The 15,769-nt window shown below is 66.8% G+C and carries 12 protein-coding genes; 6 read left to right on the top strand and 6 right to left on the bottom strand.

What is annotated here, in order from left to right; genetic code table 11:
• Positions 1–43: 43 nt before the first annotated feature.
• A complete protein-coding gene (locus G333_RS0104225) occupies positions 44–1,096 on the bottom strand; it encodes a hypothetical protein (RefSeq protein ID WP_026340879.1) in 1,053 nt (350 codons plus the stop codon).
• 103 nt (positions 1,097–1,199) lie between these two features.
• Positions 1,200–2,231: a hypothetical protein gene (locus G333_RS0104220; protein WP_019627750.1), complete on the bottom strand. Its 1,032-nt coding sequence runs from the start codon at positions 2,229–2,231 to the stop codon at positions 1,200–1,202.
• Positions 2,232–2,619: 388 nt separating this feature from the next.
• Between G333_RS0104220 and G333_RS0104215 the strand changes: the two genes are divergently transcribed.
• Genes G333_RS0104215 through ubiB form a run of 4 tightly spaced genes read left to right on the top strand, consistent with a single transcriptional unit; the run spans position 2,620 to position 6,061 of the window.
• On the top strand, positions 2,620–2,985 hold the full coding sequence (locus tag G333_RS0104215; RefSeq protein WP_019567495.1) for a gamma-butyrobetaine hydroxylase-like domain-containing protein: 366 nt from the start codon (positions 2,620–2,622) through the stop codon (positions 2,983–2,985).
• Between the two features lie 13 nt (positions 2,986–2,998).
• A complete protein-coding gene (ubiE, locus tag G333_RS0104210; protein ID WP_018168865.1) occupies positions 2,999–3,748 on the top strand; it encodes a bifunctional demethylmenaquinone methyltransferase/2-methoxy-6-polyprenyl-1,4-benzoquinol methylase UbiE in 750 nt (249 codons plus the stop codon).
• Between the two features lie 7 nt (positions 3,749–3,755).
• A complete protein-coding gene (locus tag G333_RS0104205) occupies positions 3,756–4,376 on the top strand; it encodes an SCP2 domain-containing protein (protein WP_018950919.1) in 621 nt (206 codons plus the stop codon).
• Positions 4,376–6,061 carry a ubiquinone biosynthesis regulatory protein kinase UbiB gene (gene ubiB, locus G333_RS0104200; protein ID WP_019627749.1) on the top strand — a complete coding sequence of 562 codons (1,686 nt, stop codon included), beginning with the start codon at positions 4,376–4,378 and terminating at the stop codon, positions 6,059–6,061. Before G333_RS0104205 ends, ubiB begins: the two co-directional genes overlap by 1 nt.
• Before the next feature lie 55 nt (positions 6,062–6,116).
• On the opposite strand, the gene odhB is transcribed toward ubiB, so the two are convergent.
• Positions 6,117–7,460: a 2-oxoglutarate dehydrogenase complex dihydrolipoyllysine-residue succinyltransferase gene (odhB, locus tag G333_RS0104195; RefSeq protein ID WP_019567498.1), complete on the bottom strand. Its 1,344-nt coding sequence runs from the start codon at positions 7,458–7,460 to the stop codon at positions 6,117–6,119.
• Between the two features lie 35 nt (positions 7,461–7,495).
• Complete coding sequence (locus G333_RS0104190; RefSeq protein ID WP_019627748.1) at positions 7,496–10,306, bottom strand: 2-oxoglutarate dehydrogenase E1 component; 2,811 nt, start codon at positions 10,304–10,306, stop codon at positions 7,496–7,498.
• Positions 10,307–10,495: 189 nt separating this feature from the next.
• Between G333_RS0104190 and uvrD the strand changes: the two genes are divergently transcribed.
• Positions 10,496–12,700, top strand: a complete 2,205-nt coding sequence (gene uvrD, locus G333_RS0104185; protein WP_038038012.1) for a DNA helicase II — start codon at positions 10,496–10,498, stop codon at positions 12,698–12,700.
• Positions 12,701–12,908: 208 nt separating this feature from the next.
• On the opposite strand, the gene G333_RS0104180 is transcribed toward uvrD, so the two are convergent.
• On the bottom strand, positions 12,909–13,439 hold the full coding sequence (locus G333_RS0104180) for a DsrE family protein (RefSeq protein WP_019627746.1): 531 nt from the start codon (positions 13,437–13,439) through the stop codon (positions 12,909–12,911).
• Positions 13,440–13,597: 158 nt separating this feature from the next.
• Here G333_RS0104180 and rpsT point away from each other — a divergent pair, with 158 nt between their 5' ends.
• Positions 13,598–13,867 (top strand): 30S ribosomal protein S20, encoded by a 270-nt coding sequence (rpsT, locus tag G333_RS0104175; RefSeq protein WP_019612252.1) that lies wholly within the window; start codon positions 13,598–13,600, stop codon positions 13,865–13,867.
• A gap of 185 nt (positions 13,868–14,052) precedes the next feature.
• Here the strand turns inward: rpsT and ggt are convergent, their stop codons facing one another.
• Entirely contained in the window at positions 14,053–15,762 is a 1,710-nt protein-coding gene (gene ggt / locus G333_RS0104170) for a gamma-glutamyltransferase (RefSeq protein ID WP_019627745.1), read from the bottom strand.
• Positions 15,763–15,769: the final 7 nt, after the last annotated feature.

The following is a 15,769-nucleotide window of genomic DNA, read 5'->3' as shown; positions in this document are numbered from 1 at the left end:
TGGGACCGCCACTCATGGGGGATGGAAAGACGCGCGGAAGGCCTCATGGCGCGTCGAGCTCGACCGAAAGGGAGTCCAGGAGCTGTCGAACCTCGCGATCCATTCGCTGCCAGTTCGGAAGGTGCTCGGGGGCGAAGCGATAGGTCAATGCGAGATCATCGCGAAAGACGGTCATGGCCATGCATTCAGAAGCGGGCTGATCGCCTGGCGGGGCACAATGGATTACGAGGTTCTTTGATGCGTCTTCAGGGATGAAAAACGGCGGCTGGCCCAGGGCCTTCAGGCTCACTTCCTGGGGATCGATGTCGAACACGGCGAGGTCATCATCGGATGCCCGGACGTCCTGAGGGTTCTCCCTTGCGAGCCGCGCCATCGAGCCAACAAACGACAACGGCGGATCATTCAAAAGCGCGATTTCCACCCGGTCTCCGAGTGCGTCGTCATCCCGAGTCCAGCGATCACGGTCTTCGTGGTGATAAGGCCGCAGATCCGGCAGGAGGACGCTCAACTGGAGGGTCGCCGGTTCATGCCGCCCCTCTCTGGGGTAGGGCCAGTGGCCCAGCTCTTCATAGACCGAGTAGAAAAACCGCACCGGCACATCGAACTTGTGGCCTGACAAGTCAAAGTGCGCCGTTGCGATATTCAGATAAATCCTGCCCGCATAGTCGTTGATCTTGTGCGAGACCGGGTTCTCCGTGAAGACGACCAGCACCACCAGGGCTACGAGGGCCAGCTCCAGCCTCCAGTAGCGAAACGTAAGGCGGAAGCTGCGCACCGTGGGGGCGACGGGCGCGCCCGTCTCCAACCGCACTGGGTGGCGCCGCCGAAACCACCAGACGGCCATCAGCGGAATGCCAATAAACGCGAACAGGGCCACCGGCAGTCCCGTGGATATCTCACGCCCATACTCTTCCAGAAGAAGTATGAATCCCAGCATCACGGCCACCGGCAGGGCCAGTATGAGCAGGGCATAGCCGATCCTGACAGCAGCCGACGCACGACGGACGGCAATCAGCACCCCAATGGCCGCAACAATGGCAACCGCCATGGGAATCAGGGCAATGAGCACTGATCCCATCAGGCCGGCGACGCTCATGACCTCCGCCCGCGTTTCCGTGGGGCCGACTTTCGGCTGGGCCACTGAATAAACCCGAGCGCGAACCATTCGACATCGAGGGCGCAAAAGCGCCTGAGGGTCATCATGGGTTGGCCCCTTCGACCGCCAGAGAATCCACCAGCCGCTCGCTCTTGGTCGCGATGCGGCGCCAATCGGGGAGGTATTCGAGGCCGAAGGTCTTTTCCAGCGCGATGCCGGGACGGAATGCGGTCTTCATCCGGCAACTGGGGGAAGGGACGTCCTTCGGACTCGCGCAGGTGATAAACCACGCTTCGGATTCATCGCGAGGAAACAGACGGAGTCTGCGAGCGTACAACAAAGCTTCCACATCCTCATTGTGCCGATCAACGCCATACGTCTTTGCCGTTTCCGGGGCGAGGGGCTCTCCTGATTCGGCGGCCCGCGCTCGTAACGTCTTTACATTGGATTCGGAAAAATCATCCTCCCGGATCGTCACACGAACCCGGTCCCCGCGGCCGCCACCCTCCAGATTCCAGAGATGTTCCTCTTCGGGAAAGAAGGGTCGCAGATCCGGCAACAGGACGTAGACTCTCAGAGCGCCGACATCCACCCGGCGATCCTTGGCCCTCGGCCAGTATCCACGCGGCACGTACGCATCAATCACGAAATATCGCATCGGGATATCGAAGTGCTGGTCCGCCAGCTTGGCCCGGACGACCTCGTTTTCGAGGTTGTGCTGCCCAACGCGGTCGTACGCCCATTGCGTGAGCGGGTTGTATGTGGCGCCTATCCCGACCACGACAAACGCCATGAAGCCAAGAATGAGGATATGGCGATGCCAGGCGCCAACCGCCAGACGAAAGCTCTTCAGTTTCGGAGCATGCCGTGCGGATGCCGGCAGCGGATAGCGATACAGGAAGTACCAGGCCACCAGAATGGGGCCGATGACGTATGACAGAAGCCCGAGCTGGGCCGCGATCAGATCATGGGGTTCATCGCCCAGGAGCATCCAGCCGAAGGTCTGCAGCACGAATGGCACCGTGAGAACGGCAAGGGCGAACAGGACCCTAGCCCGAACGGGCGCACGCGATCGCTCGGACAGGATGCCAGCCGCCGCGATCAGTGCGATCACATAGGCGATCAACCAGAACATGGAGCGCCTCTCGCGGTTCGTGATATGCCCAACTGGAACCGCAAGGGGGGATGGGAAAAACCTCCGCGGCGACAATCGAACGCCCGCCCGAATCCGACCCGCGCGAGCGTGGGACCACGAAAGGTCATGGCGGCTGAAAGATCGGGGTGTGCCTGTACGGCGAATGCGCCAGTCCGTGGCGAGGTCATGGACATTCCCTTTCCATGATTAAGGTTGCCGACTCTGGCGCGAGGTCCGAAGGGTGTCAAGGCCGGCAGACCTGCGGTGCGCGGGGAGATGCCACGCTGACCCACAGGGCTGGTATCCTCGCAGTCCGTTGGCGTCCGCCGTTTTGGGCGGTCGCGAAAGATCTTCCGGGCCATCCCGGACCGAGGATTCTGGAGGCCACATGAGCAGTACCCACCGACCCACCGATATCCAGCTGCATCAGAAGTCGCGCATCCTGGAGCTGGCGTATTCGGACGGCTCGCATTTCGAGTTGCCCTGCGAGTTCCTGCGCGTGTATTCGCCCTCGGCCGAGGTGCGCGGGCACGGGAAGGGCCAGGAGGTGCTGCAGGTCGGCAAGGAAGACGTGAACATCACCGGGATCGAGCCGGTCGGAAACTATGCGGTGAAGCTCGTGTTCTCCGACGGGCACGACACCGGCATCTATGACTGGGACTACCTGCACGAACTCGGCACGAACCAGGAGCGACTGTGGCAGGATTACCTGGATCGGCTGAAAGAGGCCGGACACGAGCGCAAGACGCACTGACAACGGCACTTTGATGAAAGAAGAATCCGGCAAGACCCACTTCGGCTACCAGAGCGTCCCCGAGTCCGAGAAGGCCTCGCGGGTCGGCGAGGTGTTCCATTCGGTCGCCTCGCGCTACGACGTCATGAACGACCTGATGTCCATGGGCGTCCATCGCATCTGGAAGCGCTACACCCTGGAGCGCACGGGCGTGCGCCCAGGCATGAAGATCCTGGACCTGGCCGGCGGCACCGGGGACCTCGCCGGGGCCTTTGCCCCACGGGTCGGACCGAAGGGTCAGATCGTGGTCTGCGACATCAATGCCTCGATGCTGGAGGCCGGGCGCGACCGCATGCTGGACGAGGGCCATGTGGGTAACCTCGACTTCGTGCAGGCGGACGCCGAACAGCTCCCCTATCCGGACGACTACTTCGACCGCGTGACCATCGCCTTCGGCCTGCGCAACGTGACCCGCAAGGAGCGCGCGCTGGCCGAGATGCGCCGGGTGATCAAGCCGGGCGGGCGCGTGCTGGTGCTGGAGTTCTCGCAACCGATGGCGCCGCTGCGCCCGATCTACGATGTCTATTCGTTCAAGATGCTCCCCCTGATGGGCAAGCTGGTCGCGAACGACGCTGACAGCTACCGCTATCTGGCCGAATCCATCCGCATGCACCCGGACCAGGAAACCCTGGCCGGCATGATGCGCGACGCCGGACTGGAACGGGTCGAATACGACAACCTGACCGGCGGCATCGTCGCCCTGCACCGCGGCACCAAGCTCTAGCATTTTCATGGCCGAACCCTTCGCCCTGCCCAGTCCGTTCGCGGCCCTGATCGAGGCCACACTGAACGAACACCTGGCCAGCGCTCCGGAGAAGGACCGGGCGCGGCTGGCCGGGCGTGCGATCGCCATCGTGATCGAGCCACCGGGGCTCGCGCTGTCGCTGGTCGGGGCCGCCGACCGGCTGCAGGTTACAGGCGGCGTCGAGGAGCCAGTGGACGTGCAGCTGAAGGGCTCGCCGCTGTCGCTGGCCGCGGCGATGGCACGTGACGACCGCTCCGGGTTGACGATCACGGGTGATGCAACCGTGCTCTCCGACCTGCAACATGCACTGCGCGATGCCAGTATCGACTGGGAAGATCTGTTCGAACGCTTTGCCGGCGCCGGAGCGGCCGGGCCGCTGCGCCACCTGCTGGACCAGGCGCGCGACAGCCTGCGCCACCTGGGCCGGCGCTCCGCCGAGGACACGGCCGACTACCTGCGCGACGAGCTCGAATGGCTACCGGCCGGCGGTGCGTTCGAGGCCTTCGCCGAAGACGTCGCCACGCTGCGCGACGACGTCGCCCGGCTGGATGCGCGGCTGCGTCGTCTGGAGGCACCGGCCTCCGCACCTGACGACCGGCAGGCCTGATGCGCCGCGCGCTGTACCGGGGCCTGCGGCTGTGGACCATTGCGCGAGTCCTGGTGCGCTATCGCCTGGACGTCATCCTGTTCACGCTGAAGCCGCTGCGCCCGCTCAGCTTCCTGCTCTATCTCGCGCCCTGGAACTGGTTCCGCCGCACTGAAGGCACGCGCGGCGAGCGCATCCGCCGCGCGCTGGAGGATCTGGGCCCGATCTTCATCAAGTTCGGACAGATGCTCTCCACCCGGCGCGACCTGCTGCCGGACGACATCGCGATCGAGCTTGCGCGCCTGCAGGACCGGGTGCCGCCGTTCCCCAGTGACCAGGCGCGCGCCGTGATCGAGGCCGAGCTGGAACGCCCGATCGAGATCGCCTTCGCCGCCTTCGAGGACACGCCAATCGCCTCGGCCTCCATCGCCCAAGTGCACGCGGCCACGCTGCAGGACGGGCGCGAGGTGGTCGTGAAGGTGGTGCGCCCCGGCATCCTCAAGACCATCCGCGCGGACCTCGAGGTCATGCACCTGATCGCGGACCTGGCGGACCGCTACTGGTCCGAGGCCAAGCGCCTGCGCCCGCGCGAGGTGGTGGACGAATACGAAAAGACCATCACCGACGAACTGGACCTGATCCGCGAGGGCGCGAACGCCGCCGCGATCCACCGCAACTTCGAGGACAGCCACCTCCTCTACATCCCGGAGATCATCTGGGATTACACCCGCCGCAGCGTACTGGTGATGGAGCGCATCGGCGGCCTCCCGGTGGCCGATGTCGCCGCCCTGCGCGAACGCAACGTGGACCTCAAGCTGCTGGCCGAACGCGGCGTGGAGATCTTCTTCACCCAGGTGTTCCAGCACAACTTCTTCCACGCCGACATGCACCCGGGCAACATCTTCGTCGATGCCACCCACCCGGACGACCCGACCTACCTGGCCGTGGACTTCGGCATCGTCGGCTCGCTGCTGGACTCCGACCAGCGCTATCTGGCCGAGAACTTCCACGCCTTCTTCAACCGCGACTACCGCCGCGTCGCCGAGCTGCACGTGGAATCCGGCTGGGTCCCGAAGGACACCCGCGTCGACGAGTTCGAGGCGGCGATCCGCACCGTGTGCGAACCCATCTTCCAGCGCCCGCTGGACGAGATCTCCTTCGGCCAGGTCCTGCTGCGCCTGTTCCAGACCGCGCGGCGATTCAACATGGAGGTCCAGCCGCAGCTGGTGCTGTTGCAGAAGACCCTGCTGAACATCGAGGGCCTGGGCCGCCAGCTCTACCCCCAGCTGGACCTGTGGACCACGGCCAAGCCGTTCATCGAGAAATGGATGCACGAACGCATGGGCGTGCGCGCATTCATCCGCAACGCGCAGCAACACCTGCCGCGCCTGCTGGCGCACCTGCCGGAACTGCCGATACACCTGGAGAAGGCCCTGACCGTGGAGGAACAGCGGGCCGAGCGCGACGCCGCGCTACGCCGCCAGATCCTCGAGCTGGAAAACGGGCTGAGGCGCCAGTCCCGCCGCCGCAACGAAGGCTGGGCGGGTGTGGCCCTGCTGGCCCTCGCGGGGCTGGCCACGCAGCTGGAGGTCACCGCCTGGCAGGGGCTTGCCTGGCCGGTCTGGCCGCTCGCCCTGTTCGGCGCCGGCGTGCTGCTGTTCAGCTTGCGCCCCGGCCCCCGGCGCCGTCCCGTCACGGACGACTGAGCCAGCCATCACGTGGGATGCGGCTTGAGTCGTAGCCTGACGCCACCTCACAGGGTCAAACGTCGAGCAGCAACCGCGCCGGGTCCTCGATGGCGTCCTTGATGGCGACCAGGAACTGCACCGCCTCGGCACCGTCGACCAGGCGGTGGTCGTAGGACAGGGCGACGTACATCATCGGCCGGACGACGACCTCGCCGTCCACCGCGACCGGGCGTTCCTTGATCGCGTGCATGCCGAGGATCGCGCTCTGCGGCGGATTCAGGATCGGCGTGGAGAACAACGAACCGAACACGCCCCCGTTGGTGATTGTGAAGGTGCCACCGCGCAGCTCGTCGATATCCAGCTTGCCGTCACGCGCGCGCTCGGCGTAGTCGCGGATGCGCCGCTCGATCTCGGCAATGGAGGCGTTGCCGGTATCGCGCAGGACCGGCACCACCAGTCCGCGCGAGGAGGAGACTGCGATGCCGATGTCGCTGTAGTGGTGATAGACGATCTCTTCGCCATCCAGTGCGGCATTGACGACCGGGAAGCGCTCGAGCGCGCGGCTGGCCGCGGCCACGAACAGACCCATGAAGCCGAGCTTGATGGAATGGCGCTTCTCGAAGGGCTCCTTGTAGCGGCTACGCAGGGCCATCGCCGCGGACATGTCGACCTCGTTGAAGGTGGTCAGCATCGCGGTGGTCTGCTTCGCTTCCAGCAGCCGTTCCGCGATGCGCGCCCGCAGGCGGGTCATCGGCACACGCTCGATGCGCTCGGCTCGGTCTCCGGGGTCGGCCGGATGCGCCTGGGGTCGCGCCGCCCCGACGGAACCCGATGGCGTCGAAGAAGCCGCGGGCGCGCTGCGATCGCTGCGCGCCCGCTCCACGTCGGCACGCTGGATGCGCCCGTCGTCGCCGGTGCCCTCGACATCCTCCGGACGCAGGCCGGCTTCCTGCAGCAGGCGCCGCACGGCCGGCGTGGGCGGCGGCGGGCTTCCGGCCGATCCGTTCCCGGCCCCGGACGGCGCGGGCTCGGGTGAGGAGGCAGCGGCCGGCTCCTCTTCCCGATCCCCCGTTGCAACAGACGCCGGCTTGCCGCCCTCCGTGGCTGTCGATGCCCTGGAAGGCGCTGCCTCATCCTCGGTCTCTTCGTCCGGGTCCTCCGGGGCGGCTTCGGCGGGCCCCAGATAACCCAGGATCGCGTCGGCCTTGACCACATCGCCCTCGTTGGCGGAGAGCTCCACCAGGGTACCCGCACTGGGGGCCGACACCTCAAGGACCACCTTGTCGGTCTCCAGCTCGGCGATCAGCTCGTCGCGCTTGACGGCGTCACCAGCCTTTTTGTGCAGGGCGATCACGGTCGCATCGGCGACCGACTCGGGGAGTTCCGGGACCTGGATCGGGGTGCGATCGGATGCCATCTCGCTTCCTTGTTCTGTGCGTCTTTATCGAATGTTCAGGGCGTGGGGTGCGGCGTGTCACGCGAGCTGATCGGCCCGAACGCGCGCTCGAGCAGATCTTTCAGCTGCGCCTTGTGCACCTCGGGGTAACCGACGGCGGGCGCGGCGGCCGGGGGCCGCGCGACCGCGTGCAGGGTCTGCCCGCGCACCGCCAGCAGCGGGTTGATACGCGGGGCGACGAACTCCAGGTAGCCCTGGTTCTCCGGCTCGTCCTGCACCCAGACGAATTCGTCGGCCTCCGGGTAGCGGCCCAGCAATTCGGTCAGACGTGCCTCGGGGAAGGGGTAACACTGCTCCAGGCGCAGGATCGCCGTATCCGCGTGCTCGCCCTCGGCCTGGCGCGCAGCCAGATCGTAGAAGATGCGCCCACTGGTCATCAGCACGCGCTTCACCTTGCCGGGATCCTCGATACGGGCGTCGTCGATGACCGTCTGGTACTGGCCCGTCGCCAGCGCATCGAGGTCGGAGACCGCGTCCTTGTGGCGCAAAAGGCTCTTCGGGGTCATCACGATCAGTGGCTTGCGATAGGGCCGCAGCATCTGCCGGCGCAGCAGGTGAAACATCTGCGCCGGCGTAGTGGGCACGCAGACCTGCATGTTCTCCTGCGCCGCCAGTTGCAGGAAGCGCTCCGGGCGGGCCGAGGAGTGCTCCGGCCCCTGCCCCTCGTAGCCGTGGGGCAGCAACAGGGTCAGGCCGGACAGGCGCCCCCACTTCTGCTCGCCGGAGGAGATGAACTGGTCGATCACCACCTGGGCGCCGTTCACGAAGTCGCCGAACTGCGCCTCCCAGACCACCAGAGCCTCGGGCGCGGCGGTGGCATAGCCGTATTCGAAGGCGAGCACGCCCTCCTCGGACAACAGCGAATCGATCACCAGGAAACGCGGGTGGTCCGGATCCAGGCGCCGCAACGGGACGATGGCCTTGCCGGTCTCCTGGTCGTGCAGGACCGCATGGCGGTGGAAGAAGGTGCCTCGGCTGGAGTCCTGCCCGGACAGGCGAATGCGGTAGCCGTCCTGGATCAGCGCGCCGTAGGCCAGGGTCTCGGCCGCACCCCAGTCCAGCGGCTGCTCGCCGCGCGCCATGGCCACGCGGGCATCCAGGATCTTCTGCACGCGGTCGTTCAGTCGGAAACCCTCCGGCGGGGTGGAAAGCTGCTCGAGGGTGCGCGCCAGACGGTCGGCGGGGGCGCCGGTGTCCACATCCTGGTCCCAGGTCTGGTTCAGATAGGGGCCCCAGTTGGTCGAGGATCCGGCATGGCTGTTGCGCTCGCGCAGCAACGACAGCGCCACCGGCTGGCCGGCATCCAGTCGGCCGCGATAGTCCTCCAGCGCTTGTTCCTGTGCGTCTTCGGTGGTCAGGCCCTCGCGGATCAGGCGTCTGGCGTAACGCTCGCGGGTGGTCGGCAGGTCGCGGATACGACGATACATATGCGGCTGCGTGGCGGCCGGCTCGTCGGCCTCGTTGTGGCCCTGGCGGCGGTAGCAGACGAGATCGATGACCACGTCCTTGCCGAAGCGCATGCGGTAGTCCAGCGCGATCTGGGTGATGAACACCACGGCCTCGGGATCATCGCCATTCACATGCAGGATGGGCGCGTTCACCATCTTGGCGACATCCGTGGCGTAATGCGTCGAACGAGCGTCCTTCAGGGTCGAAGTCGTGAAACCGATCTGGTTGTTCACCACCACATGCACGGTGCCCTTGGTGGAGAAGCCCCGGGTCTGGGACATGTTCAGGGTCTCCATGACCACGCCCTGCCCGGCAAAGGCGGCATCGCCATGGATCACCACCGGCATCACCCGGTTGCCCTTGCGATCGCCGACCCGCACCTGGCGCGCCCGCACTGAACCCTCCACCACCGGGGTGACGATCTCCAGGTGCGAGGGATTGAAGGCCAGCGCCAGATGCACCCGACCGCCCGGGGTATCCAGGTCCGAGGAGAAACCCATGTGGTATTTCACGTCGCCGGTGCCACGGTCGTCGCGCGGACGCCCCTCGAATTCGTTGGCCAGCTCCTCCGGGGACTTGCCGAACAGGTTGACCAGCACGTTGAGGCGTCCGCGGTGTGCCATGCCGACCACGAACTCCTGCAGCCCGCGCGCGCCGCCCCGCTGGATCAGGGCATTCAGCAGCGGGATCAGGCTTTCCGCGCCTTCCAGCGAGAAGCGCTTCTGCCCGACATAGCGCCGGTGCAGGTAGCGCTCCAGACCCTCGGCCGCGGTCAGACGCTCGAGGATCGCCAGGCGGGTGTCGTCATCGAAACCGAAGTGGCCATGGGCCGATTCCAGACGCTCCTGCAGCCAGCGCTTCTCGTCGGTGGCCATCAGATGCATGTATTCCGCGCCGATACCGGCGCAGTAGGTCTCTTTCAGCACCCGTTCGATCGTATCCAGCGAGACCCGCCCGTCGATGAACAGCGAGCCCGGATCAAAGGTGACATCGGGGCCGACCTGGTCCAGGCCGTGATGCTCGCGGCTCAACTCGCGCGGTGGCTCCGGCGGTTCGCGCTCCAGAGGATCCAGACGGGCGCCAAAGTGACCGAGGTAGCGGTAGGCATTGATGAACTGCAGCACGCGGATCTGCAGCTGTTCATGGGCCAGATCCGGACGATCGGTGGAGCGCCGGCGGCGTTCCGGGCGCGGCGCATTTTCCAGCGAGCGGAAGTAATCGGCCCAGGCCGGCGGGACGGCATCGGGGTCGTCCTGGTAGCGCTCCAGCAGATCCTCGGCGAAAGCGAGGTTATCCGGGTGCAGTTCCTGCCCGGATACGGGGCTGTCCAGCCGGTGCCGGGATGGCATCTCGTTCATTCGCGGTCTCTTCCCATTCCTGATGCGTCGGCCTTTGGGACCTGATCGGCGCGCGAGGTTCCCGCGCGGAGTCGATGAATCAGCGTCTTCTTGAAGGCTGCCTCCGAGGGTAGCGCGTTTGCGCGGGCGAAGGCACACGGCCTGCATGCGGAACGTGCGATTCCGGCCGGGTTTCCCTACCATTCGCGCATGGATGTCTCCCCCCTGCTCGATTCCCTCAACCCGGCCCAGCGCGAGGCCGTGGCCGCCCCGCCGCATCCGGTGCTGGTCCTGGCCGGCGCCGGCTCCGGCAAGACCCGCGTGCTGGTGCACCGCATCGCCTGGCTGATTGGCGTCGAGGGCGTGGCCCCGCACAGCCTGCTGGCGGTCACTTTTACCAACAAGGCGGCGGCCGAGATGCGCGGGCGCATCGAGTCGCTGCTGGGGCACCCGGCCACCGGGCTGTGGGTCGGGACCTTCCATGGCCTCGCCCACCGCCTGCTGCGCCAGCACTGGCAGGAGGCGAAGCTGCCGCAGGCCTTCCAGATCCTCGACTCCGATGACCAGCTGCGCATGGTCAAGCGCGTGCTGCGCGCCCTGGAGCTGGACGAGTCGCGCTGGCCGCCCAAGCAGGCGCAGTGGTACATCAACGCGCGCAAGGACGAGGGCTCGCGCCCGGAACACCTGCCGGATACCGGCGACCCGGTCGCCCGCCAGTGGGTACGCGTCTACACCACCTACCAGCAGGCCTGCGAGCGCGCCGGTGTGGTGGACTTCGCCGAGCTGATGCTGCGCTCGCTGGAATTGCTGCGCGACAACAAGGCCCTGCTGGAGCACTACCGCACGCGCTTTCGCCACGTGCTGGTCGACGAATTCCAGGACACCAACGACATCCAGTACGGCTGGCTGCGCCTGCTCGCCGGGGACAGCCCGGTATTCGCCGTGGGCGACGACGACCAGTCGATCTACGGCTGGCGCGGCGCGAAGATCGAGAACATCCAGCACTTCCAGAAGGACTACCCGGGCACCCAGGTCGTGCGCCTGGAGCAGAACTACCGCTCCAGCGCCAACATCCTGAACGCGGCCAACGCCCTGATCCGGCACAACTCGGGCCGTCTGGGCAAGGAGCTGTGGACCGAGGGCCACGAAGGCGCACCGGTCCGCCTGTACACCGCGCTGAACGAGCAGGAAGAGGCGCGCTTCATCGCCGAGACCATCGCCCGCCACGTGGACCAGGGCGGGCTGTACCGCGAGTGCGCGGTGCTGTATCGCTCCAATGCCCAGTCACGCGTGCTGGAAGAGACCTTCATCGGCCGGCGCATGCCCTACCGGGTCTACGGCGGCCTGCGCTTCTTCGAGCGCCAGGAGATCCGCGATGCCCTGGCCTACCTGCGCCTGGCCGGCAACGGCGATGACGATGCCGCCTTCCTGCGCGTGGTCAACCAGCCCCCGCGCGGGATCGGCGAGAAGACCCTGGAGGGCCTGCGCCAGGCCGCCCAGGCAGCCGACACCAGCCTGCTGCAGGCCGCCACCCACGCGGTGGACGCCGACGCCCTGCCCGGACGCGCGCGCACCGCGGTCGCCGGGTTCGTGCAGCTGGTCCGCACCCTGCAGCAGGAACTCCCGCGCCAGCCGCTGGCCGATCAGGTGGAACAGGCGATCGAGCGCGCGCAACTGCGCGAGCACTACAAAAAGGAAAAGGGCGAGCGTGGCGAGGCACGGCTGGAAAACCTGGACGAGCTGGTAGGGGCCGCGCGCGCCTTCGACATGAGCAGCACCGCCGAGAGCGAAGAAGGCGAGGGCAATCGCCTGACCGAATTCCTCGCCCACGCCGCGCTGGAGGCCGGCGAGGGTGCGGCCGACCCGCACGAGGACGCGGTGCAGATGATGACCCTGCACTCGGCCAAGGGCCTGGAGTTTCCGCTGGTGTTCCTGACCGGCATGGAGGAGGGCCTGTTCCCCAACGCCCGCTCGCTGGAAGAGCCGGGGCGACTGGAGGAGGAGCGCCGCCTGGCCTATGTCGGCATGACCCGCGCCGAACAGGAGCTGTACCTGATCCATGCCGAGACGCGGCGGCTGTATGGACGCGAGTCCTACAACGTCGCCTCGCGCTTCATCAACGAGATCCCCGAGGGCGCGCTGGAAGTGCTACGCCCGCAGGCCTCACCGTATGGCGCGGGGCGCTTTGCCGCGGCCCGGAACAAGACGGCGGGCTTCGGGGCCATGGATGCACAGGCCGCCGAGGCCTCCGCGGCGGGCCTGGCGATCGGCGCACGGGTGCACCACGCGAAGTTCGGCGAGGGGCTGATCACCCAGTTCGAGGGTTCCGGCAACTCGGCCCGGGTCCAGGTGAACTTCGCCCACGCCGGCTCCAAGTGGCTGGTGCTGAGCTTCGCCAAGCTCGAAGTCCTGTAATCCACGGCTGAACGGCACGCCCGACGCGGCCTTCCTGCACCACGAAGGGCACGGAGAAAAAGGACTCGAGGGGGTATCGCGCAAGGCCGGCGCATCCTGCCCGCGATGCCCCCCGTAGCGCACCCACCCCTGGCCGTCTTCGGACCTTCGTGGAGACACTAAAAAGCCCCGCCGAGGCGGGGCTTCGGGTCAAGCATGCGAAAGGCCCTTACTCGATCTTGATGTAGGCGAAGCCTTCCTCGTTCTGCAGCTCGGCCACGCGCACCACACCCGAGGGCACGAAGTTGACGTGGTCATAGATCAGGTCCTCGTCCAGACCGATCTGCGAACGGGTGATCTCGCACAGCTCGAGCTTCACGCCGTGGGTGCTGGCGAGGCTCATCAGGCGCCCACGCAGGGTGTCGCGCTCTTCCTTGAGTTCCTCGTCGGCCTCGAACGGGGTATCGGCCAGGTCGTCATCGGTCAGGAAGCGGATGCCGTGCGCCACGAACACGATGCGCACGTCGGCATCGATAAACTCGTTCTGGTAATGCGTCATCATGTTGTTGATGCTGGTCAGCATCGCAGAGAAGCGGCGCGGGTCGGCGAAGTCGGCGTGATAGACGACCTTGGCCTCCGGCTCGAAGGCCTTGGCCTGCGGCATGAAGGCAATGCTCGCCAGCAGGAGCGCCGCGAACAGCAGGGCCATGGCCGATGCTGTCGCCGGTGCGGCCCGAAGGGTTTGGTTGAATCGATTCATCCTGTTCTCCTTTGAATGGCTTTCTTTCTTCTACAGTAGACGCATGGACGGCCCCAGGCCATCCCCATCACGCGCAGGACCCGGTTGACGCTGAAGTGCCCCGGGGGTATGCTCTGCCGCCTTTCCAGAACCTAGCGATTTAACGCGAGGGAAGTACTTTGGCAAATATTGCTTCTGCCCGTAAGCGGGCCCGTCAGGCGGTCAAGAACCGCGCCCACAACATGGGGCTGCGCTCCCGTTTCCGTACGGCCATGAAGGCCGTGCTGAAGCCGCTGCACAAGGGCGATGCCCAGGCAGCCGCCGAGGCCTACAAAGAGGCCGTTCCGGTGATCGACAAGACCGTGAGCAAGGGCCTGATTCACCGCAACAAGGCGGCTCGCCACAAGAGCCGCCTGAACGCCCGCATCCGCGATCTGGCCCAGGGCTAAGCCCCCGGGTTCCGGGCCGGCATTGCCGGCCCGGCGGTTGCAGTGAATCGAAAAAGCCGCTCCCCGATCTCGGGGTGCGGCTTTTTGTGTGGGCGAAATTCGTGAAGGCCAGGGATACGCTGATCCATTCCGCGCCCCCTGCGCGCGCGTCCACCAGCCCTGCGCGCGCGTCCACCAGCGCGTCTTCAGGGCTGGAACACCCGCGCCTCGCCCTCGCCGCGCAGATCGGAAGCCGCCTCCAGGCGACCCGCCCCGCGCTCCCACAGGATGGCGTGCATGTCACCGAACGGACGCACCTGCGGCACCAGCTGATGCCCTCGCGAGACCAGCTGGCCTCGCAGTTCGGCATCGAACGCCCCGGTCTCGTGTTCCACCCGATCGGGCAAATACTGGTGGTGATAGCGAGGCGCCGCGACGACCTCCTCGATGGATTGCCCCTCGAGCACGCCGAACACGCCGTGCAGGACCATGGTAATGATGCGGCTGCCACCCGGCGTGCCCAGGATCGCCACGCGATCCTCGGTCTCGACGAAGGTCGGGCTCATGCTCGACAACGGGCGGCGCTGCGGCGCGATGGCATTGGCCTCGAAACCGACCAGGCCATAGGCGTTGGGCTCGCCCGGCTTGGCCGAGAAGTCGTCCATCTCATTATTCAGTAGCACACCCGTCCCGGGCACCACGTAGCCGGACCCAAACGGGTAGTTCAGCGTCAGCGTGGCCGCGACCCGGTTGCCCTCGGCGTCGATCACGGAAAAGTGCGTCGTCTCGCGACTCTCGGCCGCGGCCGAGCCCGGAACCTCGGGCTGCGGCTCCACTGACAGCGGCAGGTAGCGGCTGGGCGTGGCCGTGTCGGGATGGATGGTGGCGCGCAGACCGGCTGCGTAGTCGCGTGACAGCAGCCGCTCCAGCGGCATATCCACATGGTCCGGGTCGCCCAGGTACTCGGCGCGATCACGATAGGCGCGGCGCATCGCCTCGATGGTCAGGTGGACGCGCATATCCGGCGCCAGTACCTCGAGGTCGTAGAACGCCAGGATGTTCAGGATCTGGCCGAGCGCGACCCCGCCGGAAGATGGTGGCGAGGCGGTGGTGATCGTGGCGCCAAGATAGTCCAGACGCACGGGGTCACGCTCGACGACCGCGTACCCCGCCAGGTCGTCCAGAGTCCAGATACCGCCGGCCTCGCGCACGCCGGCGACCAGGCGCTCGGCCAGATCACCGGTATAGAAACCATCACGGCCTTCGTCCGCCAGGCGCCGGAGGGTCACGGCCAAGTCCGGCTGGCGCAGAATCGCGCCTTCGTCCGGCAGGCGACCCGCCTCAAGGTAAATGTCTCGTGCGTCAGCCCCGTCGCGCAGGGCCTGATGACGAAACCCCGCCATCTGCAGGTAGCGGCCGCTGACCGGAACACCGTCCTCGGCCAGACGGATCGCCGGGGCCAGGCTGTCGGCCAGCGAAAGGCGTCCGTATTCCCGCGCCAGGTGATCCATGCCGGCGGGCATGCCGGGGATGCCGGCGCCAAGCACGCCATCCAGCGACAAGCCGTCGATCACCTCGCCGTCGGCATCCAGATACATGTCGCGGTCGGCCGCGGCCGGGGCGGTCTCGCGGGCATCGAGCATCACGCTGCGGTCAGAGGATGCCTCGTACAGCAGGAAGAACCCGCCGCCCCCGAGCCCGGAGCCGTAGGGCTCGGCTACACCCAGGGCAGCGGTAATCGCGACGGCGGCATCGAAGGCATTGCCGCCGTCGCGCAGTACGGCCTCGCCCGCCTCGGTGGCGGCCGGATGCGCACTCGCCACTGCGTGCTGCCCCGGGCCGGCCAGCGCCAGCGGCGCCGCCAGCGACAGGGTGACGAAGACCGCGCAGTGCAGGAGCGGGCGGCGCCAATCCATGTCGAGG

It is taken from the genome of Thioalkalivibrio sp. AKL10 (assembly GCF_000381845.1).
GTDB classification, from domain to species: Bacteria; Pseudomonadota; Gammaproteobacteria; order Ectothiorhodospirales; family Ectothiorhodospiraceae; genus Thioalkalivibrio; species Thioalkalivibrio versutus.
The sequence above is the reverse complement of the archived record's forward strand: the minus strand, read 5'-3'. Positions and strand labels throughout refer to the sequence as shown.

Coding starts and splice junctions, on each gene's coding strand:
- G333_RS0104220 (WP_019627750.1), bottom strand. CDS start 2,231: ATGTTCTGGTTGATCGCCTATGTGATCGCACTGATCGCGGCGGCTGGC.
- G333_RS0104190 (WP_019627748.1), bottom strand. CDS start 10,306: ATGAACGAGATGCCATCCCGGCACCGGCTGGACAGCCCCGTATCCGGG.
- G333_RS0104205 (WP_018950919.1), top strand. CDS start 3,756: ATGGCCGAACCCTTCGCCCTGCCCAGTCCGTTCGCGGCCCTGATCGAG.
- ggt (WP_019627745.1), bottom strand. CDS start 15,762: ATGGATTGGCGCCGCCCGCTCCTGCACTGCGCGGTCTTCGTCACCCTG.
- uvrD (WP_038038012.1), top strand. CDS start 10,496: ATGGATGTCTCCCCCCTGCTCGATTCCCTCAACCCGGCCCAGCGCGAG.
- G333_RS0104215 (WP_019567495.1), top strand. CDS start 2,620: ATGAGCAGTACCCACCGACCCACCGATATCCAGCTGCATCAGAAGTCG.
- G333_RS0104180 (WP_019627746.1), bottom strand. CDS start 13,439: ATGAATCGATTCAACCAAACCCTTCGGGCCGCACCGGCGACAGCATCG.
- ubiE (WP_018168865.1), top strand. CDS start 2,999: ATGAAAGAAGAATCCGGCAAGACCCACTTCGGCTACCAGAGCGTCCCC.
- G333_RS0104225 (WP_026340879.1), bottom strand. CDS start 1,096: ATGAGCGTCGCCGGCCTGATGGGATCAGTGCTCATTGCCCTGATTCCC.
- ubiB (WP_019627749.1), top strand. CDS start 4,376: ATGCGCCGCGCGCTGTACCGGGGCCTGCGGCTGTGGACCATTGCGCGA.
- odhB (WP_019567498.1), bottom strand. CDS start 7,460: ATGGCATCCGATCGCACCCCGATCCAGGTCCCGGAACTCCCCGAGTCG.